28 protein-coding genes are annotated in these 23,838 nt (G+C 31.8%); all 28 read right to left on the minus strand.

Annotated elements, in window-relative coordinates; translation table 11 throughout:
• Positions 1-3: 3 nt before the first annotated feature.
• The 28 genes from N187_RS01305 to hslV are packed head-to-tail and all read right to left on the minus strand — an operon-like array spanning position 4 to position 23,827.
• The gene (locus N187_RS01305; protein ID WP_025419473.1) at positions 4-891 is read right to left on the minus strand and encodes a MinD/ParA family protein; all 888 of its coding nucleotides are present in this window, start codon (positions 889-891) and stop codon (positions 4-6) included.
• Between the two features lie 12 nt (positions 892-903).
• Entirely contained in the window at positions 904-2,070 is a 1,167-nt protein-coding gene (flhF, locus tag N187_RS01310; RefSeq protein WP_025419474.1) for a flagellar biosynthesis protein FlhF, read from the minus strand.
• A 4-nt stretch (positions 2,071-2,074) separates the two neighbouring features.
• Entirely contained in the window at positions 2,075-4,162 is a 2,088-nt protein-coding gene (flhA, locus tag N187_RS01315; RefSeq protein ID WP_025419475.1) for a flagellar biosynthesis protein FlhA, read from the minus strand.
• A gap of 11 nt (positions 4,163-4,173) precedes the next feature.
• Positions 4,174-5,295, minus strand: coding sequence for a flagellar biosynthesis protein FlhB (flhB, locus tag N187_RS01320; protein ID WP_025419476.1), 1,122 nt, complete (start codon positions 5,293-5,295; stop codon positions 4,174-4,176).
• Positions 5,292-6,080 carry a flagellar biosynthetic protein FliR gene (gene fliR / locus N187_RS01325; protein ID WP_025419477.1) on the minus strand — a complete coding sequence of 263 codons (789 nt, stop codon included), beginning with the start codon at positions 6,078-6,080 and terminating at the stop codon, positions 5,292-5,294. The genes flhB and fliR overlap by 4 nt, the downstream gene beginning before the upstream one ends.
• Before the next feature lie 14 nt (positions 6,081-6,094).
• Positions 6,095-6,358, minus strand: coding sequence for a flagellar biosynthesis protein FliQ (gene fliQ, locus N187_RS01330; protein ID WP_025419478.1), 264 nt, complete (start codon positions 6,356-6,358; stop codon positions 6,095-6,097).
• 8 nt (positions 6,359-6,366) lie between these two features.
• Entirely contained in the window at positions 6,367-7,140 is a 774-nt protein-coding gene (gene fliP, locus N187_RS01335) for a flagellar type III secretion system pore protein FliP (protein ID WP_025419479.1), read from the minus strand.
• Positions 7,141-7,791 (minus strand): flagellar biosynthetic protein FliO, encoded by a 651-nt coding sequence (locus tag N187_RS01340; RefSeq protein WP_084797378.1) that lies wholly within the window; start codon positions 7,789-7,791, stop codon positions 7,141-7,143.
• Entirely contained in the window at positions 7,784-8,128 is a 345-nt protein-coding gene (gene fliN / locus N187_RS01345) for a flagellar motor switch protein FliN (protein WP_025419481.1), read from the minus strand. The genes N187_RS01340 and fliN overlap by 8 nt, the downstream gene beginning before the upstream one ends.
• A gap of 49 nt (positions 8,129-8,177) precedes the next feature.
• Positions 8,178-9,236: a flagellar motor switch protein FliM gene (gene fliM, locus N187_RS01350; RefSeq protein ID WP_025419482.1), complete on the minus strand. Its 1,059-nt coding sequence runs from the start codon at positions 9,234-9,236 to the stop codon at positions 8,178-8,180.
• Between the two features lie 20 nt (positions 9,237-9,256).
• A complete protein-coding gene (gene fliL / locus N187_RS01355) occupies positions 9,257-9,790 on the minus strand; it encodes a flagellar basal body-associated protein FliL (protein WP_025419483.1) in 534 nt (177 codons plus the stop codon).
• 42 nt (positions 9,791-9,832) lie between these two features.
• The gene (gene motB / locus N187_RS01360; RefSeq protein WP_025419484.1) at positions 9,833-10,618 is read right to left on the minus strand and encodes a flagellar motor protein MotB; all 786 of its coding nucleotides are present in this window, start codon (positions 10,616-10,618) and stop codon (positions 9,833-9,835) included.
• Complete coding sequence (locus N187_RS01365) at positions 10,618-11,403, minus strand: motility protein A (RefSeq protein ID WP_025419485.1); 786 nt, start codon at positions 11,401-11,403, stop codon at positions 10,618-10,620. Before N187_RS01365 ends, motB begins: the two co-directional genes overlap by 1 nt.
• Positions 11,400-11,621 carry a flagellar FlbD family protein gene (locus N187_RS01370; protein ID WP_025419486.1) on the minus strand — a complete coding sequence of 74 codons (222 nt, stop codon included), beginning with the start codon at positions 11,619-11,621 and terminating at the stop codon, positions 11,400-11,402. Before N187_RS01370 ends, N187_RS01365 begins: the two co-directional genes overlap by 4 nt.
• A 17-nt stretch (positions 11,622-11,638) precedes the next feature.
• Positions 11,639-12,967 carry a flagellar hook protein FlgE gene (gene flgE / locus N187_RS01375; RefSeq protein ID WP_025419487.1) on the minus strand — a complete coding sequence of 443 codons (1,329 nt, stop codon included), beginning with the start codon at positions 12,965-12,967 and terminating at the stop codon, positions 11,639-11,641.
• A 4-nt stretch (positions 12,968-12,971) separates the two neighbouring features.
• Positions 12,972-13,370: a flagellar hook assembly protein FlgD gene (gene flgD, locus N187_RS01380; protein ID WP_233275066.1), complete on the minus strand. Its 399-nt coding sequence runs from the start codon at positions 13,368-13,370 to the stop codon at positions 12,972-12,974.
• 50 nt (positions 13,371-13,420) lie between these two features.
• Positions 13,421-14,593: a flagellar hook-length control protein FliK gene (locus N187_RS01385; protein ID WP_025419489.1), complete on the minus strand. Its 1,173-nt coding sequence runs from the start codon at positions 14,591-14,593 to the stop codon at positions 13,421-13,423.
• 6 nt (positions 14,594-14,599) lie between these two features.
• Complete coding sequence (locus N187_RS01390) at positions 14,600-15,214, minus strand: periplasmic-type flagellar collar protein FlbB (protein WP_025419490.1); 615 nt, start codon at positions 15,212-15,214, stop codon at positions 14,600-14,602.
• Positions 15,207-15,638 carry a flagellar protein FlbA gene (locus N187_RS01395; RefSeq protein ID WP_075550305.1) on the minus strand — a complete coding sequence of 144 codons (432 nt, stop codon included), beginning with the start codon at positions 15,636-15,638 and terminating at the stop codon, positions 15,207-15,209. The genes N187_RS01390 and N187_RS01395 overlap by 8 nt, the downstream gene beginning before the upstream one ends.
• Positions 15,635-16,939, minus strand: a complete 1,305-nt coding sequence (locus N187_RS01400) for a FliI/YscN family ATPase (protein ID WP_025419492.1) — start codon at positions 16,937-16,939, stop codon at positions 15,635-15,637. Before N187_RS01400 ends, N187_RS01395 begins: the two co-directional genes overlap by 4 nt.
• 17 nt (positions 16,940-16,956) lie before the next feature.
• Positions 16,957-17,877: a flagellar assembly protein FliH gene (gene fliH / locus N187_RS01405; RefSeq protein ID WP_025419493.1), complete on the minus strand. Its 921-nt coding sequence runs from the start codon at positions 17,875-17,877 to the stop codon at positions 16,957-16,959.
• 14 nt (positions 17,878-17,891) lie between these two features.
• Positions 17,892-18,926: a flagellar motor switch protein FliG gene (fliG, locus tag N187_RS01410; RefSeq protein WP_025419494.1), complete on the minus strand. Its 1,035-nt coding sequence runs from the start codon at positions 18,924-18,926 to the stop codon at positions 17,892-17,894.
• Between the two features lie 15 nt (positions 18,927-18,941).
• Positions 18,942-20,648: a flagellar basal-body MS-ring/collar protein FliF gene (fliF, locus tag N187_RS01415; RefSeq protein WP_025419495.1), complete on the minus strand. Its 1,707-nt coding sequence runs from the start codon at positions 20,646-20,648 to the stop codon at positions 18,942-18,944.
• A gap of 13 nt (positions 20,649-20,661) precedes the next feature.
• On the minus strand, positions 20,662-20,991 hold the full coding sequence (gene fliE, locus N187_RS01420) for a flagellar hook-basal body complex protein FliE (RefSeq protein WP_025419496.1): 330 nt from the start codon (positions 20,989-20,991) through the stop codon (positions 20,662-20,664).
• A 17-nt stretch (positions 20,992-21,008) separates the two neighbouring features.
• Positions 21,009-21,467 carry a flagellar basal body rod protein FlgC gene (gene flgC / locus N187_RS01425; RefSeq protein ID WP_025419497.1) on the minus strand — a complete coding sequence of 153 codons (459 nt, stop codon included), beginning with the start codon at positions 21,465-21,467 and terminating at the stop codon, positions 21,009-21,011.
• Between the two features lie 25 nt (positions 21,468-21,492).
• Entirely contained in the window at positions 21,493-21,900 is a 408-nt protein-coding gene (gene flgB, locus N187_RS01430; RefSeq protein ID WP_025419498.1) for a flagellar basal body rod protein FlgB, read from the minus strand.
• 32 nt (positions 21,901-21,932) lie between these two features.
• Positions 21,933-23,285, minus strand: coding sequence for an HslU--HslV peptidase ATPase subunit (hslU, locus tag N187_RS01435; RefSeq protein ID WP_025419499.1), 1,353 nt, complete (start codon positions 23,283-23,285; stop codon positions 21,933-21,935).
• Positions 23,285-23,827: an ATP-dependent protease subunit HslV gene (gene hslV / locus N187_RS01440; protein ID WP_025419500.1), complete on the minus strand. Its 543-nt coding sequence runs from the start codon at positions 23,825-23,827 to the stop codon at positions 23,285-23,287. The genes hslU and hslV overlap by 1 nt, the downstream gene beginning before the upstream one ends.
• Positions 23,828-23,838: the final 11 nt, after the last annotated feature.

A 23,838-nucleotide genomic window follows, 5' to 3' on the forward strand; every position in this document is an offset into this window, starting at 1 on the left:
GAATTATTCCATGCCAAAAAATTTAGATATAAAACCTATTACGCCCCTTCTTTTTTTATTATCAACAGTAATCTCTTCAAGAGCAGCTACAATAGAATCAAGGCAATAACTCGCCTTGCTATTAGGATTTAATAAAATAAAAGGCCTTTGTTTAAAAACAGAATTCCTAATATTCTGGTCTTCATAAACATATCCCAAATAATCAATATTTAAATTTAAAAACTGATTTGATATATCAATAACCTTTTTAGCCACTATCTTTCCTTCACTTACATTAGCCACTCTATTTACAACTAACCTTAAATTTTTTAAATTTTCCATTCTGTGAGATAAAACCTTAATTATTCCATAAGCATCAGTTATAGAAGTAGGCTCAGGAGTCGTCACAATAACTACATCATCGCTAGAAAATAAAAATGAAATAACCTGTCTTGAAATTCCAGCACTAGTATCTATTACTACTATATCATATTCATAAACTTTTAATAACTCCTTTATAAACTGATTCATCTCAGACTCTGATAAATCTAAAAGCTCTGTTGTTCCAGAAGCACCAGCTAAAAGATCAATATTATACTCTGTCTTTGTTATTACATCCTTAATGCCTCGACCCTGCATAATCATGTGATAAATACTGTATTTTGGAATGACTCCAAGTAAAATATTAATGTTAGCCATACCAATATCTGCATCAAAAACTAAAACTTTCTTACCAAGACTTGCATACTTAAGAGCAAGACCCACAGCAATATTACTTTTTCCAACTCCACCTTTACCACTAGTAATAGCAATAAATCTCGTTCTACTATTTTGAATTTTATCATCAATAACAAAACTAGCCCTATTATTCAATCTCATAATATCACGTAAACTTTGAGCTTGATCTTCCATTATACATTATCCTTAATAATAAGATTTACTTTTTAGCTTTCGAATAAATTCAACATCATCACTTATTCTATATCCATTTATCTTCCTAATAAAGGTAAGCGGCTCTGCAATACTAATATTATGAGGCACAATTTGCCCATCAGTAACATAGGAAACTTCCTTCCTCATTTCATGAATTAAACTTATTAAATTACCAACACATGTTGTCTCATCCAGCTTAGTAAAAATCACAGTCTTATAGCTGAAGGGAGAAAATTGATGAAATATTTCTTTAATATCTGCTGTCTTCGTGGTAGAACTCACAGCTAAGTGAAATTCAGCATCACGACCACAAGCATTAAGAAGTTCCTTCATCTCAGCAAGTTTCATGAAATCCTTAGGACTCTTACCAATTGTATCAATAAGAACAAGATCAAAATCCTTAGATTGTGTAATTTCTTCTTTTAAGTCCTTAAAAGATTCAATTGCCTTAACAGGAATTCCCATAATATCGCCATATGTCTGAATTTGTTTCTTAGCTCCTATACGATAGTTATCAATAGTAATAATCTTAATACTTAAACTCTTATCATCACCATTAATTCCATAAATCGCTGCAAGCTTTGCAATAGTGGTAGTCTTACCAACACCTGTTGGTCCAACTAAAATAAATATTCTTTTCTTCAGATTATCAATAAGAGATCCTGAACATTTAATAGTCTTAGCAATATATATTATAACACTATCTTTAACTTTATCATAATCATCAAGATCTGATAAACTAAACTCCCTCCTAATAAAATTATTAATATCTTTAATATAACTTTCAGAAAAATCATTACTACGCAAAATATCTTCTATCTTTAGAATTGTTGGATGATTAACTTCTTCCTTCTTATGCGCAAGCTCATTTTTAAGCGATTTAACTTCCTTAATTACATCCTCAATTGAAGAACTCTCTTCTTTTTTAATGTTTTGAAGAATCTTGCGCTTTTCCTCTTCAACATTTAGCTGTTGCTGTCCAATATCATATCTAACATAACCTGATACTTCTATCCAATCTCTACTAAATAAGCCAAATATCCCTCCACGAGATATTGTCTTATAAGTCATAACCCTAGCATTCTTTCCATATTTCCTCTTAACGGTTTCTATGACCTCATTATAAGTAGGACCTCTCTCTGTAAAATACTGAACCATAATACTACTCTTCAACCTCTACCGTTTTAAGCACATTAACTTTAACATTTTTAGGCACCTCTAAAACAGATATAACTACAATATCTGAAAGTTCTCTGCCAGTTAATACCCTTATCACAGGTCGAGCGGATTCACTCGATAGTATAACAGGATAATACCCTTGTGATTGAATTTCATTTGCAAGTTTAAAAAGTTCATAAATAAATTTAGTCTTCAAACTCGGATCAAGAGAACTGACAAGATCGTTATTGACCTCAAGGCGTGAATCAATTATTTTCTGCTCAAATACTGGATTTATTGTTATCACATTAAGCTCAGAATTAGAATCTAGATATCCACTAATTATTTGCCTTCCAATTGCTTGCCTACATTTTTCAATTAAAAAGAATGTATCTTTAGTAATACTTGTAAAATCTGCTATTGTTTCAAAAATTGTAACTAAATTACGTATTGAAACTTGTTCTCTTAAAAGACCCTGTAACACTCTTTGAATCTCTCCAACTGAAAAATCCTTTAAAACTTCTTCAACAATAGCCCCATAATCCTTTTTAAACAAATCAAGAATATTTTGAACATCTTGACGAGTCAAAATTTCACAAGCATGCCTCTTAATAAGCTCAGTCATATGAGTAGCAATGATTGAAGGAGGATCAACTACAGTATACCCCAATTTTTCAGCAATTTCTCTCCCACCGTCATTTACCCAAAGAGATGGAAGTCCAAATGAAGGATCTTTTGTAAGATCTCCTTCAATACCAGAATCAGAACCTACATTTATAACCAAAAACTTACCTAACTTAATTTCTCCATGTCCAATCTCCACTCCCCTCAGCTTAAATGAATATTTATTCGGTTCAAGTCTCATGTTATCAACTATTCTAATTTTAGGCACGACTATCCCAAATTCAAGAGCAACCTCCCGACGTATCTTTACAATTCGATCAAGAAGTTCTGAAGTCTTTGAATCATCAACTAATGGAACAAGATTATACCCAATCTCTAAAGCCAATGGATCTAGTGGAACTACCGGTGCAATCTCCTTATCGGAATAACTTAAAACTTGCTCTTCTGCTTTTTGTTTCTCAGCAAGTTCTCTATCCCTAGCTAAGTTAGAAAGTGAATAAGCCAAAAATGCTACCAACAAACCCAAAAAAATAAGTATCAATGTAGGAAATCCTGGAAGAAATGCCAAAAATAATAAAAACACAGATACAATCCAATATATCCCTGAATAAGAAGTAAATTGCTCAATGACTTCTCCTCCAAAACTATTTTTTGATATAGATCTAGTAACAATAAGCCCTGTAGCCGTTGAAATTAATAGTGATGGAAGCTGAGACACAAGTCCATCCCCAACAGTCAAAGACACATAATTATTGACTGCATCGTTAAAACTAAGTCCTTGCAAAGTAATCCCTATAAAAAACCCCCCTAGAATATTTATAAGAGTTATCAAAAATCCAACCTTTACATTACCTGAAACAAATTTAGAAGCACCATCCATAGCACCATAAAAATTTACTTCTGCCTGTAACTCATTTTTTTGTCTTGTAGCTTCTTCCTCTGTTAAATTCCCAGAACTATAGGCAGAATCAATAGCCATCTGTTTTCCAGGAAGAGCATCAAGAGCAAAACGAGCAGCCACTTCAGCAACTCTTGTCGCACCCTTAGTAATAACAATAAACTGAACTGCAATTATAATAAGAAATATTATAAATCCAACAAAAAGACCTTGAGTGCCAGAACTTCCAACAACGAACGTTCCAAAAGCCCTTATCATTTGACCATCAAAACTTATTCCTTTTATTAAGATTAATCTAGTAGAAGAAATATTTAAAACAAGCCCAAAAATCGTCATAATAAGCAGAAGTGTTGGAAAAACTGAAAAATCAAGCGAACGCTTAGAATAAAGAACAATAAGAATAATTAAAAGACTTACTAACAAATTAACCGCAATCAACGCATCTAAAATAAACGCAGGAAGTGGTAAAATAAAACTAGCAACAACAAGTATTAAGCCAACTGAAACTATAAAATCCGCTTTATTATTAAGACCAAAATATCCTAGTACAGAATTTTTTTTTACATCCAAAAACTTAACCTCTAATTAAATTTTTTAGCAATAGAATATACTTTCACAAGAATTTTAGAAACAACCTCCCAATATTCTCTTGGAATTTCTTCATTAACATTAACATTAGCATAAAGACCTCTTGCAAGCGGCTTATTTACCATTACAGGAATATTATTTTCTCTTGCAATTTGTTTAATTACAAACGCAATTTCATCTTGCCCCTTTGCAAGCACCCTCGGTGCTAACATAGTATCACTATCCCACTTAATAGCAACAGCAAAATGCTCAGGATTCGTAATTACCACATCTGCTTGAGGAACTGCTATCCTCAAATTAGTAGTTAAAATCTCTCTCATTCGCTCACGCATTCTAGAACGAAGCAGAGGATCCCCTTCCATTTCCTTTCTCTCTTGCTTTATCTCTTCTTTTGTCATTTTTAAATTCTCAATATAACGAGCTCTTTGAAAAAGATAATCCAGTATACCAATCCCCACCAACACCATTACTGAAAAAAAACATATTCTATAAGCAAGAATTAATATGACAGAAATACCATTTTCAAGACTATACTCAGACATTCTCGATATTTTACTTACATTACTTTTCAGCATAATATAATATATAAAAGATATTATAGCAATTTTTGACAAACTTTTAAATAAATTAAAAAAAGCATCAAACGAACCAAAAGAATTTTTTATCCACTTTGAAAAGTTTGGGCTTACTCTATCCCACCTAGGAATTACAGGTTTAAAGGTTATCAAAAAACCAACTTGAATAACATTAATTAAAAAATTCACTATAAATGATACTAAAAGAAATAAAAGCAAATATCCAAACATCGGCCTGATATATGCGAAACTCAATGAATAAATACTAATAGACATTATTTCTGGAAGCTTATCAGCTTGCCATCTAAAAATATCCATCAATTCTCGAGCAAAATAAGATAGCATAAAGAAAAATACAGCAAATAATATCAAAAGAGTAGTTGCTGCATTAATTTCAGTTGATCTTAACACTTGCCCATCCTCTCTTGCTTTTTGCTTCTTCTGCTCAGTAGGAAGTTCAGTTCTGCCCTCATCCTCTGCAGCAAAAAAATTAAGAGGTATATACCAATATTTACTTAAAAATTCATTCTTAGCACTCATTCCAAGGTCTCAGAAAATAAATTTAAAGCACTTCTCATAGATTCTAAAGCAAGTTCAATTACCCTTTGAACAGACATGACCAAACTTGGAAAACCAATATATAAAACAATTAATCCCAACCCCAATGACACTGAAAAACTAATCATTAACAAGTTAATCTGAGGAGAAGTCTTTGCAAGTATACCTAAAATCAGATACAAAAGTAAAAGTATTCCCAATATTGGAAATGAAATCACTAAAGCCTTTTCAAAAAGAATAGCAAAAGAATAAAATATTAATTTAATAAACTCATAATTTTTGATATTAACCATATGCTCAACTCTAACATTTAAAACAGAATCATGAACTCCAATCATAAAGAAACGCAACAAAACATTATTTGATAAAAATAAAAGCAAAAAAAGATAAGTAAATATCTGAGATATTATCAAACTATCTTCTTCTGCAAAAATATCAAAAATATTTGCGTAAGCAAGCCCCATCTGATTTGAGAAAAAAAATCCAATCAAATGAAAGACATTAAAAATTATACTTACAAAAAAAGCCTGAATAAGACCTAAAATGGCTTCCCCTACCAATATCAATGAAAATGAAATCAAACTATCTAAAGGATAAACAACATTTATCTTGTCTGCAACAATAATCGACAAAATTAAAGCAAAGAAAAAATTTAAATAACTCATTCTAATAGTCGCAAAAAAAGGTGAAAATCTTAAAAAAAGAAAAATCCTAACAAATACAGGTAGGACTACAAAAGCTTTTAAAACTAAAAAATTCATATCCATGTTTTATCCATACATTACATATATTGTATTTGACTAAAAACCAAAAAAGCAAATTGCATAAGCTTTTTTAAAATCCAAGGACCAAATATAACAAGAGTTAAAAGTATTATAATAATCTTGGGAATAAAACTAAGAGTTTGATCTTGAATTGATGTAACAGCTTGAAAAATTGAAACTAAAAGACCAACTATAAGAGCTGTAATTAACATCGGTGCTGAAAGAATAATAATATTCTCAATAGAAATCCTAATTAGATGAACAATTTGTCCTGTTGTCATTGCAATTCTCACATGAAGCTTTTCACAAGCCCACTAGTAATCAAAGTCCAACCATCTACCATTACAAAAAGAATAAGTTTAAATGGCAAAGATATCATCACAGGTGGCAACATTATCATTCCCATTGCCATTAAGACTACAGATACAATAATATCTATTACTATGAATGGCAAAAATATCAAAATACCCATTTTAAAAGCAACTTTTAACTCATGTAAAACAAAAGATACAATAAGAATATGGGTCGGCACTTCACTGAAATTTTTAGGCCTAGAATAATTGCTCATACTCATAAATAATTTAATCTCATCATGCCTGCTATTAGACATCTGCTTATACATAAAATTTCTAAGTGGAGCAATACCTTTATCATAAAATTCATTAAAACCTATTTTTGAATCCTTAAGAGGCAAATATGCGTCTTTATATATTATATTAAAAGTTGGCCACATAGTAAAAAGAGTTAAAAATAAAGCCAGTCCCATTATTACCTGATTGGGTGGAGACTGCTGAAGGGATAATGCCTTCCTAATAAAATCTAATACTATTACTATCCTTAAAAAGGATGTCATTAAAACTAAGAAAGCCGGAGCAAGAGTTATTATAGTTAATACTAATAAAAGTTGTAAAGGAAAAATTATCCCACCACCGACAGAATTTACAAAATCAACAAAAGGAAAATTTATACCAGTAGTAGTCTGAAAAGACTTAGTTTGAGCAAATGAAAAATCTATAACCCCAAAAAACAAAAAAAAACTTAATTTTCTATTTAAATTGAACATCTAAAACTTTTTCAACCTATCCTGCTTACTCTTTAAAGAATTCTCAATATCATGTTCTAACTCCGCACATTCTGATCTATCAAGCAAAAATTCATTTTTTTTGTCCTTATGCAATAGTTTATTTAAAATTGACTTAAACGAATTTATATTACTACGACTATTAGCCTTTTCAAGTTCAAACTCTAAATTATCTAGATCTTCATCCCGTTTAATTTCTCTTAACAAAATAGCAGAATTACTTGATATTAAAAATACATAAACATTACCCAGTATACTGATAATTCTTATAGAATTCTTATTGTCTATTTCATAAAAAGCAAGCTCTCTTATAAGATTTGATTTATCATTATTTTTTGTTTTCTTATAATTTAAAATTATTTTTTTAAGCAAGAAAATACAAACAAAAAAGAAAAGAAAGAACAAAAATATAGTAACTAAATCTGTAATATTGAAAAGAGAGATACTATTCTGTATATCTTTATTATTCAAATCAGCCTTATCATCATCCCCAAATACCGGCAAATCAACCTCATTTTCTAAGCTAGAAGCAGAACTGCTCAAATCAAAGTTACTTTCCTGCGCAAATAAACTTTCAGAAAAAAAACTTAAAAAAATTAGAAACAAAAACTTAAGTGAAATTAACCTACTCATTTCTAATTTTAATTATTTCAGTAATTCTAACACCAAAATTCTCATCAATTACAACAACCTCTCCTTTAGCTACCACTTTGCCATTTACCAAAATATCCACTGGCTCACCAGCAAGTTTATCAAGTGTAATAATTGTTCCCTCAGACATCCCAAGTATATCTTTTATTTTACGCTCAGTCCTACCAAGTTCAACAGTAACCTGCATAGAAACATCCATCAAAAGACCAAAATTACTAGGATCAACACCTTCAGGCAAAGTATCAATTAAATCAGGAAGCTTAACACCTTTTATCTCAGGCTTCTCTTCACCAACATCACTTTTATCATCTACAGACATTAATTTACCTCTTCATTAAACTTATTAACACATTTAAACTTTTAATAAATTACTCAACTTCTTCTGTTAGCTCCTTTAACAAATCAAAACCTTCTATCTCACCTACTTTTTCTGTAATTTGAACCGCAACCTTATTTCCAACAAGACCCATCCTACACTTAAATTTTTCTTTAGTCCCTACCCTTAAAATTAAGTCCTTATCTATTGGGGAATTCTCAAGATTAAGTACATCCCCCTTTTCTAAGGATAATATTTCTCTAACCTTTAATTTCACCTCTCCGATTTCAGCTACTAAAAGCATATCTGTATTTTCAAGCTTTTCCCTGAGTACATCAAGATTCTCACTAGTAGTCCCCACACCAATCAAAGAATGCCAATACCTTGTTGAAAGCTTAGAAACAATAGGTTCTATCGTAATATAAGGCAAACAAAAATTCATAAGCCCTTCAACTTTACCTATTTTAACTTCAAGAGTTACTAAAATAACCATTTCTGTAGGAGGAACTATCTGAGCAAACTGAGGATTAACCTCTATATGCCCAAAACGAGGCCGAAGATCGACTACTTGAGACCAAGCTTCTCTCATATTAGCAAGTATACGGATAATAACACTTTCCATCACAGATTGTTCTATTTCTGTTAAATCTCTACTCTTATCCTTAATAGTATCCCCATCTCCTCCAAATAGCCTATCGACTATTGCAAATGCAATAGTTGGATCAACCTCAAATATAGCAGAACCCTTAAGAGGATCCATGTTAATTATTGCTAAAGTAGTAGGATTTGGGATAGATCTAATAAATTCTTCATAAGTTAACTGATCAACTGAAGCCACATGTACATGAACCATCTTCCTTAAAAGTGCTGAGAGTGAAGTAGTAGTATACCTTGCAAATGCTTCATGAAAACTTGATACTGTCCTTACCTGTTCTTTTGAGAATTTATCCGGTCTTTTAAAATCATAAACTTTAATTTTCTGCTTCTTACCCATAGGACTAGATATGATATTAGAAAGAGAATCATCTGATGATAAGTTATCAGATGCATTAATAGATTCCAAAAGACTGTCTATATCATCTTGAGATAATGATCCTGGATTACCTGCCATTCAAAATTCCTTTTAAAAAATCACATATCAAAAATATCAATTTGCGTCAATGCTATCTCTTTTATCTCACCATTTCTAAGAATACTATTAATCCTAGCCTTAATCTCTGCTTTAATCTGACTTTCATTTTTTATTTCCTGTCCTGTTCTTTGACTAAAATACTCTCTAATAATATCTTTTAACCGTACTTTCTGTCTTCCAAGCTCACTCAAAATATTTACATTATTCTCAGCATAACCTAATGCAAGTTTTATGACAAAAGTCTTTGGGGGAGTATCTTGAGTAGTGCCCCTAATTTCATCTATACTTTCATACCATATAAGCATAGGGGGTTTCCCCAAATATTCATTAGAAAAAATTGGAAAATTATTAGGTGCCCCACTTTGACTTACTACCATCTTAGAAACAAAATAAGAAACTATTATCATGATGACAACGGTAAACAAACCTATTGATAATATTTGCAAAACTTTTATTATAACATCAGGTAGCAAGCCAGTTCTCCTATTATCAGAACCACCTACATCAATATTACCATCATCTTTATCAGACATATTACCTCCTATATAATTTCTTCTTTCATTACTAAAATATTATTATTGATTAATACCTTTAGTAGAACTCAAAGAAGCATCACTAGTAATCAAAATATCTATTCTTCTATTATAAGCCCTACCTTCAGGGGTATTGTCTGTAGCAACCGGCCGGCTACTTGCAAATCCAGACACCTCAAATTTACTTTCAATGCTCTTTATTTTAGACTGATCAGTGTAATTCAAAATCTGCTCTAACATATTTACTGCTCTTGCTGATGAAAGCTGCCAGTTGCTTTTCCAAATTCCATTTATATCAACATCAACACTATCTGTATGTCCTTCGATTTTAAAATTATATCCTTGATTATCTAAAAACCCAATAAAAGAAGCTATCTTTTGTATAGTTTCTCTATTATCATCAAGTTTAACCTCAGCACTAGCTGAATCAAAAAAAGCATCGGCTAAAAGAGATACAATAACACCCTGTTCATGCTGCCTAACAATAACCCTATTAGACTGAATTTTCTCAATAAACTCAATAATAGACTTATTTTTAGACGCCTGAGAAGCTTGCTTATTCTTCTGAGAAGAAGGCAAAGACATAAAACTATTACTCAAATACGAAAGCTTATTAATATCTAAGGTCTTACCACCCTTAAAAAATCCGGAACCTGTAAATGAAGCTGACACTATTTTTAATATATTTTCTTTGACAATAATATCATTTAATGAAAACATAGTAACAAAAAAAACAAGCAACAAAGTAACCATGTCTCCATATGTTAACATATAATCAGGAGCGCCTTCTTCACATTTTGAACGCCTCTTTTTAATTCTCAACGCCATCATTCGCCCCCAAGAATACCACTTCCAAGCTGACTCCTATCTTTAGGAGTTAAAAATGTTACTAATTTTTGTTCCAAAATCCTAGGGTTATCCCCTGCCTGAATTGATAAAATACCCTCGACTATCATCGTTTTAATTGACGTCTCCTCAAGATCTATAGTTTCTAATTTAATTTGAATAGGAAGCAACATTAAGTTCGCCATTATTGTACCATAAAGAGTTGTAATAAGAGCAACAGCCATAGAAGAACCAAGAGCTGACCTGTCTTCCAAATTTCCAAGAAGAGCTATAAGTCCAATAAGTGTACCTGTCATTCCAAAAGCAGGAGCAAGCTTTGCCCAAGTTCCAAAAAGATTAGAACCTACTTTGTGTCTTTCTTGCATTTGGTCAAGTTCAAGATAAAGCATAGTCCTAATGATCTCAGGATCAGCACCATCAACGACAAGTCTCATTCCAGACTTAAAAAAGGGATCATTGATTTGATCAAGTTCATCATCAAGAGATAAAAGCCCTTCTTTTCTAGCTTTTTCTGAAAGCTCCACTAAAGTTTTTATAATAGAAACCTTACCAAAATAACTTTTTTTAAAGAAAAATCCTAAATATGTAGGAATTTTCTTAACAGTGGGAATCTCTGAAGAAGCCACAAGTGCAGAAAAAGAACCAACAACTGTAATAAACACAGAGCTCAAATCCCAAAAAACTCCTAATCCTGTAGGAGTAAATGCCATAGAAATCAAAATAGCACCAAATCCAACTCCCCATCCAATTATACTAGCCAAATTCATAACCCAACTCCCTTATTCTCTTGTGTAATTCTGTTCAACAAAGCAACCTCTCCCCTATATATCTTGATCCTTTCTACCACCTCTACTACACTTTCTTTTACAACTAATTTTTTACCATTCATAAGAAGAATCGTAGTATCAGGATTAGCCTCAATACTCTCAATATGACAAGGATTTAAATAATATCCATCGCCATTAAGCTTAGTTACATAAATCATAAACTACAAACACAAAATTAATTCTTAAGTCTCACAAGCTCTTGTAATAACTGATCCGAAGTTGTTATAGTCTTAGCATTAGCCTGAAAACCTCTTTGAGTCACTATCATGTCTGTAAATTGTTCAGCAAGATCAACGTTAGCCATTTCTAAAACTCCTGCCCTAATAGTACCAAGACCTGCTAAACCAGTTTCACCTATTTTAGCCTGACCTGAATTACTTGTTTCACTAAAATTAGTATCACCTACTTTTGCAAGCCCCCCAGGATTAACAAATGAGGCAAGAGCGATCTTTCCAATATCTCGTCTAATACCATTTGAATAAATTCCTGTTATTACCCCATTTTGATCGATTTCATAGTTTTCCATATATCCCATACCATAGCCATCCTGAATAATAGCCTTTGTAGTACTTGTATCAGCAAATTGAGTAATTGAATCAGTATAGCTACCAACATTCCCAAGTCTAAGATTAATAGTTTGTTGAGCGCCAACTTCTTCAGCATTAGCATTCATAACATTAAAAACTATAGGAAACTCTAATAAATCACCTAGCTGACCTGGTTGACCATTTAAAGAAAGTAATGCCCCTTCATTATTAAAGCCCATCGTAAAACTAGAATTTGCCTCTCCATTTACTAAAACTGTAGCGTTCCATGTATTAGGAGTAATTGCATCCTTTACAACTCTAAGTTCAACAACATTAGTATTTCCAAAACTATCGTAAACAGTCTTATTAACAACCCAAGTACCACGAGCAATATCCACTTCGCTTGCACCTTCTGAAATTATGGGCAATCTCTTATCAAGATTGCAAGCAAAAGTAATGTGTTCAGTAGCCTTAGCAGCTTCTTTATTTCCAATAGAAATAACTAAATCTTCAATATCAGCAGATGTATTAATAACCTGTTCTCCTCCAATAGATTTTGCCATCCAACCTTGAATCCTCATACCATTTGCAGGATTTACAAGATGCCTATCGGAATCAACATCAAATGTACCAGCCCTTGTATAAAAAGAATTATTGCCATCTCTTAAGATAAAAAAACCATTACCACTAATTCCAAGGTCAGAAGCTTTCTGAGTACTTTGAAATGCTCCTTGAGTATGAATAGTATCAATAGTAGCAACATTCATTCCAAGACCAACCTGCTTTGGATTAACACCTCCACGCCCATCAGCAGGACGAGATGCCCCCGAAATACTTTGAGATATAATATCTTGAAAATTAACTCTTCCTTTCTTAAATCCAATAGTATTCACATTTGCAATATTATTACCAACAACATCCATCCTTGTTTGATGATTCTGAAGACCAGAAACACCAGAATATAAAGATCTCATCATATAATTACTCCTCCAATCCTACTGACAAAATATTATTATAAACATAATACTTCCCATCAATCATAATTTGTGGCACCACTCCGGTTTTAACATTTGTAACCTTACCTTTAATAATCTCTCCATCAACATGCTCAAATTCAACTATTTTACCTAATAGATCCAAATTTTTATTGATACCAAGAGCAGACGAAAGATTTTCAAAAGATTTACTCATATTGGTCATTTGCTCAAGAGCTGAAAATTGTGCCATTTGAGCAATAAACTCTTTATCTTTCATTGGATCTGTAGGATCTTGATATTTAAGCTGAGTAATAAGCAATTTCAAAAAATCATCTCGCCCAAGATTGCTTCCTTTAACATCCCTTTCTACCTTAGAATTATACATTTTCCTAGTCTGCCCCATACTAAACAAATGATTGATATTATCAATTGTACTCATATATCCCCTCCACTTTAAACAATAAAATTAATATTTTTTTCCAAATCATCAGAAATTTCAACATCATCTTCAATCTTAAAGACCTTATTCTTACTTAAATAAGAATTCTGACTCTCAACACCGTCCTCAAAATTACCAGAGAAAAATCCAGAACCAGTACCTGCAAGAGAAAGATTCAAACTAGTATTAAAACCATTATCATCTAACATCTTACTAATTGAATACATATTTTGTTCAAAAAGAGTTTTAACATTATGATTATCAACTATTATCTTACCTAACAAATTATTATTAGAATCAAGATTCAAATTAATTCTTATACTACCAAGCCTCTTAGGCTTTAAAATTAACCTAATTTCTCCTGTATCATTCGATTTTAACACAACTTTAGCTTTATTAACAATATTGTGATTAACTTTTAAGTTCCATTCTGAAATTAGATTATCAGCAATTTGACTCACAGAAGATTCTCTAATATACTTCGCATCAGAACTAGAAAGATCGCCTATAAATTTTGCAAATCCATCAAAAGTTTCTTTAAGGTCATATCTACCAACAGAATTCTCACCATTAATTAACCTAAGCCTAGACCCTGAATCAAGAAATTCCTTAACGCCATCATTTTTCTTAAAATTTTTAACATCAATATTAATAACATTCTTTCCCCTATTTCTCTTTACAGCATTTAAATCTTCATGACTAGAATCAATATCAATACCTAAAACATCAAAATTAAAAAGAGAATTTACATTACTAAACAAAATATTAAGATCAGATAAAACCTTCTCAACATTCTTTAACATTTCCGTTTTATCAACAAGCTCAGACTTAAAAGACAAACTTTCACTCAAAACTTTCAAACTTTCGAAATCAAATAAATTATCTACCCTTTTTATTAAAGATTTTAAATCAGAAACAAACTCGTTATCACTAAGTTTTTCAAAAGCCAAAGGACATTTTAAAGACACACTATTAAAACTCTTATTTATAAGGCCATTACTTTTTAAAAATCTTACAAATTCCAGTATTGAATCTCTAAATTTAGACAGATTTTGACTTTCTAAGGAAATAAAATTTGCAAAAACACACCCTTTAGATTGATTCAAGACACTTCCCACATTCAAAATATTAAAATCCCTGCTTAGATTTAACAAATTAGCAGAAATAACTTCTCTTAAATTATTCATATGTTATCACTCCAATGAACTAACAGACATTTTTCTAATCAATACAGCAGCCTTCTTAGAATCCATAAGAGATAGCCAATAAGGAACAATAGATGCCCGCCCTTCCTTTTTAGCCATATCCTCCACCTTACGCATATAAGATATAGCTATTTCATCATTAAGTTCTTCAAGTCTCTTAACAGCATCCTCCGGTGGCATGTTAATTAAATATAAAGCAGCTTGTGCAAAATTTGTGTCTTCGTCTCTATATTTATTGACAATATCATCTATCACTTTCTGTTTCAAATCTAAATCTTTTTGCTTTTGATTAAGTTCAGCTTCCAACTTATTTAAACTATCTTCTCTCTTTTTTAGTTCCTCTCTCAATTTTTCAACCTGCTGGCTTTTAATATAAATAGCCTCTTTTTCCTTTATCATTCTAATCTCGTCAAGACTAATATTTGTATATTCAAGCGACTCAGTATCTTCTCTAAAAAGTAAAGCCCTGATATACACAGGCAAATAATCTCTAGTATGATATATACCAAATAAATCAACCAAAAAAAATGAAAATCCTAAGAAAAAAATAACTAAAAATAACCACAAAAAAAATCTAAGAAAAAATGACAAAAAACTATTCATTACTATTTCCTAATCCCTTACAAATTTTGCAACTAACGTATTCATCTAAAAATAATCTTGCGCTCCTTATTTTTTCTCTAGTTATAGTATTATTTAAAGTTTTTATTAATATGTCAACCCTTTTTTCGTCTCCGTATTTCTTCAAATAAATATCATGGTATTGTTCATACTCCTTCTTAAGTTTTGCAAGCTTTTCTAACTCTTTCTTTTTCTTAAAAGCCAAATAATCCAAACAATTTCCTTGTAAAAAAATATCTATATTATTTAACTTTTTTAAATCTTTAGAGCTTTCTACTAAAAATTCTTCTATTTCTGAAATTTTGTTATTGACTCTCATCAGATCATTTTCGCTAGATTTCTTATTATAAGCTCTAACACCCAATATTTTTTCAAATTTTTTTTTCTTAAAAATTAAATCATTCAAGACAATATCTCTCTCATTTCATTATCCAGATTTTCAAAATCAAATTCTTCATGTATTCCTTGAGACAAAAAATCAATAATCTTTGGATATTTTTCAATTGCCAAATCAACCTCCTTATTAGAACCTTTCATATAAATTCCCGCCTTAATCAAATCCTCATGGCTTTTATAAATTGATAATAAATTTCTAATTTTAGCTATCAATTTCTGTCTTTCAAAATTTACTATTCTATGAAACGATCTTGAAGTTGAACTCAGAATATTTATCGAAGGATAAATTTTTCTATCAGATAAATCCCTATCTAAAATAATATGTCCATCCAAAATAGCTTTCATATTATCAGCTACTGGTTCTGTAAAATCATCACCTTCAACAAGAACAGTATAAAACCCTGTAATACTGCCCTTACTATTAAGGCCTGAACGCTCAAGTAAAATAGGAAGTTCTACAAAAACAGAAGGAGGATATCCTTTAGTAGCAGGTAGTTCTCCCATAGAAAGACCAATATCTCTCTTGGCATTTGCAAATCTTGTGATTGAATCAAACAATAACATAACATCCATACCACAATCCCTAAAGTACTCAGCTATCAACGTTGCAGTATAAGCACCTTTATACCTTGAAATAGGAGATTCATCAGAGGTTGAAACAACCAAAACACTTCTCTTAAAGCCTTCTTCTCCAAGATCATACTTAATAAACTCATTAAGCTCACGACCTCGCTCACCAATCAATGCAATAACATTAACATCTGCCTTAGAATTTTTAGCTATCATACCAAGTAAAGTAGATTTACCAACACCAGAGCCTGAGAAAATACCTACACGCTGCCCCTTTGCAACTGGCAAAAACCCATCAACCACCCTAACACCGGTAACTATCTGCTCAGAAAAAATACCCCTATTTAAAGGATTAATACTACTAAAACTTAATTCCTTATAATAATTACCAAGAAATTGACCCTTATTATCAATAGGTCTACCAAGAGAATCAATCACTCTTCCAAGTAATTCATCGCTAAGATTAATTTGAGGTTTTTTACTTAAAGAGTAAACTTTATCACCAACTTCAATCCCATCAAATCTTTCATAAGCCATAAGACTAATAAAAGGTCCATTAAAACCCAAAACTTCAGCATATATTTTTTTTTCATTCTTAACAATTAAACATAAATCACCAATACCACATTTTGGTCCCAAACTCTCTATTAAAAGTCCTCTAATTTTCTTTACCTTACCAACAAGAGATATAGTCTCAATATCATCCAATACTTCTAAATAACAATTAAAAAAGTTGTCCATCAATATTCCTCTAATCACTAGAATATAGAAGACAAATTCTTAAATTTTTCCTCTATTCTATCAAGTTGAGAAGAAATTCGCGCATCTATTTCTCCAAAATCAGTCTCAATAACACAACCACCTTTTCCTACATTAATGTCTTCAATAACTTCCAGATTGTCTATAAAATCAAATTTCGAAATAAACTCATGCTTCTGATGATTCACAATATCTATGTCATCAAGATTGACACGAATAACAATATTTGTTTTACTTTTGATTTTCTTTAAAGCCTCATTTACATTTTCTATAACAACACCTTTTTGAGAATCTATAATCTTTTTAACAACTTTAACTGCAATCTGCATCACAAGATTCATTATATGCTCACCTGAAGATTCAAGAATTTCCTTTCTTTTTGCAACCAAAGAAGATACCATATTATTTAATTTACCTAATACTTGATCAAAATCTTCACATCCCCTCTTAAATCCCGCATCATATCCTTCATTCCTTCCTCTTTCAAGCTCTATCTCAAACTCTCTTTTTAATCTCTCTTCATGTTCTTTAACTATTTGTTCAATTTTTAAATTAGATTCTCGCTCAATTGCCTCTTTTTTATCCTCAGCTTCTTTCTGCAAAAACTCAGCTCTTTCACTAGCCAAATTTACTATTTTATTAGCTTGTTCTTTAGCTTCTTCAAGAAGCTTAGAACATTCAGTATCTATCTCCTTTTTAGCAAGCTCACGCTCATGTTCAATTGCTTCTCGAAGTTTTGCCCTCTGATTTTCTAAGTCTTCAAGCTCATTGCGAAGCTTAAGGCTGCGGCTATCTATATCAGAAATTTCACTTTCTTTTTTCTTAATTTCCAAAGACTTAAAAATAGGATTTGCAATCTCAACAAATTCCAACTTTGCTACATTTACAACTTCTTTTGATTTATATAAAACCCTAGGCAAATATAACTCCTTTCTCAGACAAGTACATCTTCTTCGCCACCCCTTGAAATTACTATTTCACCCTGCTCCTCTAACTTCCTAATAAGAGAAACAATTTTTTGCTGAGCTTCCTCAACATCCTTACGCCTAGTAGGACCTAAAAACTCCATATCTTCTTTAAGCATACCAGCAGCTCTCCTAGACATATTTTTAAAAATCTTATCTTGAACAGGCACATCAACTGATTTTAAAGCTTTTGCTAATTCCTGACCATCTATTTCTCGTAAAATTCTCTGTATCGATCTATCATCAAGAAGAACAATATCTTCAAATACAAACATCTTCTTCTTTATTTCTTCTGCAAGCTCAGGGTCTTCCTCTTCAAGAGACTCAATAATAAACTTTTCTGTCTTTCGATCAGCCATGTTAATTATCTCAACGACATTATCAACACCTCCAGCTGAAGTATAATCCTCTGAAGATAGTGAAGCTAGCTTTTTCTCAAGCACTCTTTCAACTTCTCTTACTACTTCAGGAGAAGTCCTATCCATCAATGCAATCCTTCTTGCAACATTAGTCTGAATTTCAGTAGGAAGACTAGAAAGAATAAATGAAGCCTTTTGAGGATCAAGATACGAAAGTATTAAAGCAATGGTCTGCGGATGTTCTTGTTGAATAAAGTTTAAAATATTAGCAGGATCTGCTCTTCTAACAAATTCAAAAGGCCTTGACTGCAAAGCAGAACCTAAGTTGTTAATAATATCTACTGCCTTTTGAGTTCCAAGAGACTTTTCAAGAAGCTCCCTAGCATAATCTATGCCACCCTTTTGAATAAACTCTTGAGCCATCATTAACTCTTTAAACTCCAAGAGAACACTATCTTTAAGCTCAGAAGTAACGACATCAAGTCTTGCTATCTCAAATGTTAAAGCTTCTATCTCCTCTTGAGATAAGTACTTAAATATTTTAGACGAAATTTCAGAACCTATTGAAACTAATAAAATAGCTGCTTTCTGTTTCCCTGTTAAAGTAGAAACACCAAATATTTCTTTGTCCTTTTGCTCTTCCATATAAATTATTACCCTTTATACATTCTTCACAATCCATGTTCTAATAAGTTTAGCAACATCTTCGGGTTTTTCTCTAGCTAAAAGTTCAGCATTACTCTGAAGCTCATCTTCTTCTCTAAGTCCACCAACAACATCATCAACACCAATATCCTCATTATCCATTAATACCTGCTGGCGTCTTAAATGTGCTTGCCTTGCAAACTCTTCTTCTCTAAGACGCCTTCTTCTCTCAAGCTCTCTAGACAAAACGAAAAATATTGTAAATATTAATATTAATAATGCGAATATTATACTTGCTATAAAAGCGAAAAATTTAAATTTTTCGCTCGCAAAATAAGCTTCATCTATCTTTCTAAACTCATTCATTCGATCAAAAGCAATATTCCTCACAGTAATTGAATCACCCCTCTCTGGCTTATACTCAAAAGAACTTTGCAAAACATCTGTAATGTTTTTTAAAGCTTCATCAGAAATAGGCTTATACTCCCTCTTGCGCATACCATTTTCCATAACAAAATTGCCAGAATCATCATAAACAAAATCCCAAACACCATCTATAAAGACACCAAGAGAGATTCCTGCAATTCTAGCAGGCTCCTTCTCACTTAAAGATTTCTTCTCATTAAGAGCAACATTTTTTATTTCCTTAAATTCATTTGACTTGCCAATAATATCACTTAAATCCCGGTACTCAGGTGGAGTGTTACCCTCCTGACCAGGTGGTCCCCATGGACTATAACCTTGTCCTTCATACTCTCTTTTATGTACTTGAGAAGAAATCAATGTAGAATCACTAACTTTTCTTGTGTTATAAGAAACTTTTGGATCCTGAGGCTCAATCTCAATAGGCGCATACTCCTTTGATTCTGTAGTTTGACGAGAAGTATCAAGTGTCACATTAACTCTTGCAATCATAAATCTATCAACAGATAAAACCCTACCTAAAGCGGAATCGATTTCATCTCGAAGCATAGATTCATATTTTAACTTGAGCTTTCTTTCCTTTTCAGCTAAATCAATTCTATCAATGCCACCCAAATTAGAAAAATCATTTAAAATAGTCCCTTTATTATCAACAATAGCAATATTATCTGATTCAAGACCCTCAATAGCGTATTGAATCAACTTAACAAGCCCTTCTACCTTTTTACGATTAGTGATGATATCAGACCCTGGCTTAGGAGTAATTCTAACAGAAGCTTTAACTGGCTCTTGTGATTCCTTAAAAATAGCCTTTTCAGGCATAACAAGATTAATACTAACAGCATCAACATCATCAAGAGCAACAATATGCTGCTCAACAGCTCTTGTAATTGATCTTCTAAGATTAACATTTCTCTCGAAATCTGTAATAGTCCATCTATCAATATCAAAAAGAGACCAAGGATCCATATGCACAGGCACAAGCTCCTCTCTTACAAAAATTGCTCTCATCCTCTTCGATATATTTTCGTCACTTAAGTAAATCTTTCCATCAGAAGTAATAGAATATTCAACATTTTCTTTATCTAATCTTTGAACTATTCTATCTAGCAAGTACTGATCCTTAATGCCAACACCAAAAAGAGCAACCCCCTGTTTTTTAGTAGAAAATTTTATGAGAAAAATAAGTGCTAGAATTACAAATAAAGCAATAACACCAAAAGCCATTTTTTGAATCATACTGGCCTTTTTCAAACTCTCATTTACTGATGCAAAAAACTTAGTAATCAAATTGCCCAAAATGTCTAGCTCCTTAACGAATATTAATTACATCTTGATAAGCCTTTATACTTTTCTCAACAATAGCTTTTGTAATACTTAAATTCATATTAGCCTTAGCCATTGCTATTACAATATCATGCACATCAATACTATTTGGGTGCAAAATAGCTTGCTGTGACATTTCAAATACATTTAATTGACTATTATTCACCTCAGATATCAAATTAAAGAATAACTCTTTAAAAGTTTTAGCCTTTTCCTCATGCTTAACATCAAAATCAGAAAAATTTCTATCAAAATGCAAAGGATTTTTACGAATTAAATAAATATTATTATCTGCAAAAAAAGAATCTACTTTCATTTTCTACAAACCCCCCTCTAATTCTGCAGTATTGATAATGCACTTCTAAACATTGCTTTACTACTATTAATGACAGTAGAATTTGCCTCATAAGAACGGGCAGCAGATATCATATCTACCATCTCTTCAACGGCATTCACATTAGGAAATTCCACATAACCTCTTAGATCTCCAGACTTTATTGCATCAGGATGAGTAGGATCATACTTTAGCTTTAAAGGAGACTTGTCTTTCTCAATACCAGCAACTCTTACACCTTGACCAACCCCATTATCAAGATAATCAGGAATAAAAGGGCCCTTCCAATATGGACTTACAACCCTTGGAGCAAAAATTATTCTCTGTCTCCTATAAGAGCCCCCTTCAGAAGTTCTAGTAGTCTCCACATTTGCAATATTATTTGCAATAACATCTAGCCTTAATCTTTGAGCTGTTAAACCTGTTGAAGCAGTATTAATACTTGAAAATAATCCCATATATAATATCCCTTAAGGTTATAGTTTATTTTATTACAATATTTACACTTTTAAAATGATGGGCCTGAATATTTGTAAACAAGTTATACATCATTTGATTCTGAAAAAGGTTTTTCATCTCAGAATCAATATCAACATTATTGCCATTGTTATTAAAAGTAGAAAGATAATCAAGCATTCTGCGAGGTTTAACGTCTAAATACTCTAATTCTTTAAAGCCATCTAAATGTTTATCATTACCTTTTACCAAAGCTAAATTACTTGCTCTTTCACTTAAAATTGCTTGTTCAAATTCAGCTTCAAAAGTGACTTTACTCCTCTTAAAATTCGGAGTATCTACATTTGCAATATTATCAGCCATTACACTTTGTCTTAAACTAAGAACATCTAAATACCTATGTGTCAAATCGATTGATCTTTCAAAATTATTCAAGCTAGTACCCTCACATTAAAAACTAACTTTTACTATATTATATAATAATTTAAGTCTTTTTGTTCGTTAATTTTGATTTTTTCATTAACATAATCCAAATTTATTTCGACTCTTTTTAACTTGCTACCGGGAGCCTCGAAAAAAAGATCGGCAAGAATCTTTTCCATGACCCCATGCAACCTTCTTGCTCCGAGATTTTCTCCCTCAGAATTCATATCAAAGGCAAGCTCAGCTATTCTATCAACTGCCTCTTCACTAAATGTTAAAGTCAAATCATAAACTTTAAACATTGCAACATATTGCCTTATTAAGGAATTTTTAGTGTGCTTTAAAATATTTTTGAAGTCACCCACACTTAAGCTCTTAAGCTCAACTTTAATTGGAAACCTACCCTGAAGCTCCGGTATTAAATCAGACGGTTTTGACAAATTAAAAGCACCTGCAGCAATAAACAAAATATGAGAAGTATCTACTATACCATATTTCGTATTAACCTTAGAACCCTCAACAATTGGCAAAATATCTCTCTGAACACCTTCTCTGGATACATCATTTCCAGTCCTATTTTTAGTAACTATCTTATCGATTTCATCAATAAAAACAATTCCCATATTCTCAACTCTTGATTTAGCAATCTCTACAATATTCTCATGATCAACTAATTTATCAAGTTCTTCAGATATGATTATTTCCCTGGCTTTTTTGATTTTCAACTCCCTTCGCTTCTTCCTATCAAATATATTATTAATTAACCCTCCAATACTCATATCAATCTCTTCAAAATTACTACCAGAAAATATCTCTATAGTAGAAACAGGCATCTTGCCTGAAACATAAACATCAATAAGATTGTCATCAATAGCCCCACTTTTTAATTGTTTTCTAAACTTTTCTCTTAATTGTTCACGAACCCTTTTTTCCTCATCACTTGCATTATCATCCTCAGAACTCTCAGAAGCTTTTAAAAGTTTATCGATAATTCTCTCTTCAGCACGCTTAATAGCCTCTTCACGAACAGAATCATACATTTCTTCTCTGACCATATTCACTGCAATACTCATCAAATCACGAATCATAGACTCAACATCACGACCCACATAACCTACCTCAGTATATTTTGTAGCTTCAACTTTAATGAAAGGAGCCTTAATAAATTTCGAAAGCCTTCTTGCAATTTCAGTTTTACCTATTCCAGTTGACCCAACCATAATAATATTTTTAGGCATTACATCATCCCTTATTTCTTTAGGAAGCTTAGATCTTATATACCTATTAACAAGAGCAATTGAAACCAATTTTTTGGCTTCGACTTGTCCTATTATATATTTATCTAATTCTGCAACAATCTCTTTAGGTACTATATTTTGATTTTCAATCTTATCCATTAACTAATCTCCTCAAGTACAATATTTGAGTTTGTATATATACAAACTCTTGCTGCCACCTTTAAAGACTTAAAAGCAATATCAGAAGCACTTAATTTTTTATTTTCCATATAAGCAAGCGCCGCTGAATATGCATAATTTCCTCCACTACCAATTGATATTACATCCTCTTCAGGTTCGACAACATCTCCAGTACCTGAAATTAATAAAATATTCTCAGAATCAGCGACAAGCATCATTGCTTCAAGTTTATGAAGTATTTTGTCAGATCTCCAATCTTTAGCAAGCTCCACAGCAGCCCTTTTAATATCAATAATTCCATCTTCTCTAGCTTTAACTTTTTCCTCAAATTTCTCAAAAAGAGTAATAGCATCAGAAGTTGAACCTGCAAATCCTGCTAAAATTTTTCCATTAACTAATTTTCTTATTTTTACAGCATTGGACTTTAAAACAGTATATCCAAAAGTTACTTGCCCATCTGCTGCTACTACAGTTTTCCCTCCCCTCCTTATTGCAATAACCGTAGTTCCTTTAAAACTCATGATATCCCCCC

The sequence above is a fragment of the Borrelia anserina Es genome (assembly GCF_001936255.1).
Lineage (GTDB): Bacteria > Spirochaetota > Spirochaetia > Borreliales > Borreliaceae > Borrelia > Borrelia anserina.

What these genes read in the sequence shown, in the direction of transcription:
- fliN (WP_025419481.1), bottom strand. Translation starts at nt 8,128, where the DNA reads ATGTCTGTAGATGATAAAAGTGATGTTGGTGAAGAGAAGCCTGAGATA.
- motB (WP_025419484.1), bottom strand. Translation starts at nt 10,618, where the DNA reads ATGGCGTTGAGAATTAAAAAGAGGCGTTCAAAATGTGAAGAAGGCGCT.
- fliG (WP_025419494.1), bottom strand. Translation starts at nt 18,926, where the DNA reads ATGGAAGAGCAAAAGGACAAAGAAATATTTGGTGTTTCTACTTTAACA.
- fliQ (WP_025419478.1), bottom strand. Translation starts at nt 6,358, where the DNA reads ATGACAACAGGACAAATTGTTCATCTAATTAGGATTTCTATTGAGAAT.
- flgE (WP_025419487.1), bottom strand. Translation starts at nt 12,967, where the DNA reads ATGATGAGATCTTTATATTCTGGTGTTTCTGGTCTTCAGAATCATCAA.
- fliR (WP_025419477.1), bottom strand. Translation starts at nt 6,080, where the DNA reads ATGGATATGAATTTTTTAGTTTTAAAAGCTTTTGTAGTCCTACCTGTA.
- N187_RS01305 (WP_025419473.1), bottom strand. Translation starts at nt 891, where the DNA reads ATGGAAGATCAAGCTCAAAGTTTACGTGATATTATGAGATTGAATAAT.
- N187_RS01340 (WP_084797378.1), bottom strand. Translation starts at nt 7,791, where the DNA reads ATGAGTAGGTTAATTTCACTTAAGTTTTTGTTTCTAATTTTTTTAAGT.
- hslU (WP_025419499.1), bottom strand. Translation starts at nt 23,285, where the DNA reads ATGGATAAGATTGAAAATCAAAATATAGTACCTAAAGAGATTGTTGCA.
- N187_RS01370 (WP_025419486.1), bottom strand. Translation starts at nt 11,621, where the DNA reads ATGATTTATGTAACTAAGCTTAATGGCGATGGATATTATTTAAATCCT.
- fliL (WP_025419483.1), bottom strand. Translation starts at nt 9,790, where the DNA reads ATGTCTGATAAAGATGATGGTAATATTGATGTAGGTGGTTCTGATAAT.
- flgD (WP_233275066.1), bottom strand. Translation starts at nt 13,370, where the DNA reads ATGGGGCAGACTAGGAAAATGTATAATTCTAAGGTAGAAAGGGATGTT.
- fliE (WP_025419496.1), bottom strand. Translation starts at nt 20,991, where the DNA reads ATGAAAGTAGATTCTTTTTTTGCAGATAATAATATTTATTTAATTCGT.
- N187_RS01385 (WP_025419489.1), bottom strand. Translation starts at nt 14,593, where the DNA reads ATGAATAATTTAAGAGAAGTTATTTCTGCTAATTTGTTAAATCTAAGC.
- fliM (WP_025419482.1), bottom strand. Translation starts at nt 9,236, where the DNA reads ATGGCAGGTAATCCAGGATCATTATCTCAAGATGATATAGACAGTCTT.
- N187_RS01365 (WP_025419485.1), bottom strand. Translation starts at nt 11,403, where the DNA reads ATGAATTTGGCTAGTATAATTGGATGGGGAGTTGGATTTGGTGCTATT.
- flhB (WP_025419476.1), bottom strand. Translation starts at nt 5,295, where the DNA reads ATGAGTGCTAAGAATGAATTTTTAAGTAAATATTGGTATATACCTCTT.
- N187_RS01400 (WP_025419492.1), bottom strand. Translation starts at nt 16,939, where the DNA reads ATGGACAACTTTTTTAATTGTTATTTAGAAGTATTGGATGATATTGAG.
- flhF (WP_025419474.1), bottom strand. Translation starts at nt 2,070, where the DNA reads ATGGTTCAGTATTTTACAGAGAGAGGTCCTACTTATAATGAGGTCATA.
- N187_RS01390 (WP_025419490.1), bottom strand. Translation starts at nt 15,214, where the DNA reads ATGAATAGTTTTTTGTCATTTTTTCTTAGATTTTTTTTGTGGTTATTT.
- flgC (WP_025419497.1), bottom strand. Translation starts at nt 21,467, where the DNA reads ATGGGATTATTTTCAAGTATTAATACTGCTTCAACAGGTTTAACAGCT.
- hslV (WP_025419500.1), bottom strand. Translation starts at nt 23,827, where the DNA reads ATGAGTTTTAAAGGAACTACGGTTATTGCAATAAGGAGGGGAGGGAAA.
- fliP (WP_025419479.1), bottom strand. Translation starts at nt 7,140, where the DNA reads ATGTTCAATTTAAATAGAAAATTAAGTTTTTTTTTGTTTTTTGGGGTT.